2 protein-coding genes are annotated in these 1486 nt (G+C 43.7%); both read right to left on the bottom strand.

Translation table 11 applies throughout. The features are described from left to right. Positions 1-202: 202 nt before the first annotated feature. On the bottom strand, positions 203-499 hold the full coding sequence (locus RIF36_RS22915) for a hypothetical protein (RefSeq protein WP_350149657.1): 297 nt from the start codon (positions 497-499) through the stop codon (positions 203-205). After that, entirely contained in the window at positions 496-1431 is a 936-nt protein-coding gene (locus tag RIF36_RS22920) for an IS110 family RNA-guided transposase (protein WP_350149658.1), read from the bottom strand. The genes RIF36_RS22915 and RIF36_RS22920 overlap by 4 nt, the downstream gene beginning before the upstream one ends. Positions 1432-1486 lie beyond the last annotated feature (55 nt).

A 1486-nucleotide genomic window follows, 5' to 3' on the forward strand; every position in this document is an offset into this window, starting at 1 on the left:
TTTCATGTGTATATAATTTCGTTTCGATCAAGTAGTAAAGTATCAATAACAAGGTTAAGAGAGTAAATTTTCATGTTCGTGCTCCCTCCCGATGAATCGGGATTGGCTACATCGTTGGGTGCTTAACCTGTTTGTTAGACCAATTTCATCTACAGGCTGTCATTGAAGACGCTCCAGTAACAGACCGGCCTTTTAAAGTTCTTTAAGCGGCAGAAATCAAATCGTAGCCTAGCTCTTTTAGTTTGGCTAAGTGTCTTTTGATCTGCTTCTTGTTTCGTTCAGCACTGTCGTGCAATAGCGGTTCCTTGTAGGCCTCTTTGTTTTTTAGAACATGGTAGGCGGCGATAATAATCTTATGACCAACTGCTACCAGCGCTTTCTTTTTGCCTCTGCGTGCAATTAAACTTTGATATTTGCGCTTCAGGTAGCCGTCTTTCTTTCTTGTCGCTCCCCAACCACATTCCACCAAAAGAGACTTCAGGTAGCGGTTTCCTTTCACTGTTCTTGTACTTTTTTTTTACCCGCACTCTCGTTGTTCCCCGGGCTCAGCCCTGCCCAACTACTCAAGTGATGCTCGTTAGGGAACTGATTCATATCTACACCAATCTCACTGATAATGCTGATGGCGCTGTCTTTTCCCACCCCATCGATGGTTTGCAGCAAGTCTATTTCTACAGCATACTGAGCAGTGGCTTGGTCGATATGTTGCTCCAGTTCTCCAATGATCCCTTCTTTTTCCTCAATGCTCTTCCTGATAATATTGAGCATAAAGCGATGATGGGCTGTTAACTTTCCCTCAAGGGCTTTACGGATGTCTTCCCGGTTGGCCTTTACCTTCCCATGAATGTGCTTCATTAAATCATCCACATTGGTCTTACCATCAATGATATCATTGATGATTTTACTACCGGTGGCACCATGAACTTCAGTAAGCACAGTACTGAGTTTGATATTGGCATCTTCCAGTATCCTTATCAATCTGTTCTTCTCACTGGCTACGTGTTCTACCTGGCGCTTTTTGTACCTGACAAGATCCCGCAACTCTCTAATGTCTCTTGGAGGAATAAAACTTCCTCTTAACAAGCCAGCCAACAATAGCTTGCTGATCCATCTGCTGTCACGTTTGTCTGTTTTGTGTCCCGGCACATTCTTCACGTGGCGGGCGTTGACCAGAATGATTTCAAAGTCCTCTTCCAGTATGTTAAATACCGGCTTCCAATAAACGCCTGTGCTTTCCATTGCTACATGGGTAACTCCCTGGCTCTTGCACCAATCTCTTAACTCTGTCAAAGAACTTGTGTAGGCTTCAAACTCCCTGGTTTGGTAGTCATTCTGCCCTTTGCTGATCGTCGCTACGATCACCGCCTGATGTACGTCAAGGCCACAGCCGACCTTTACTATTTGTTCAAAAGCTACTTCTCCCGTTTCCATATAATTTTCAAGGGTTTCGATAACCCTTGAAAGTTACTAAATATTCATTTTCGTT

Source organism: Imperialibacter sp. (genome assembly GCF_040222815.1).
GTDB lineage: Bacteria > Bacteroidota > Bacteroidia > Cytophagales > Cyclobacteriaceae > Imperialibacter.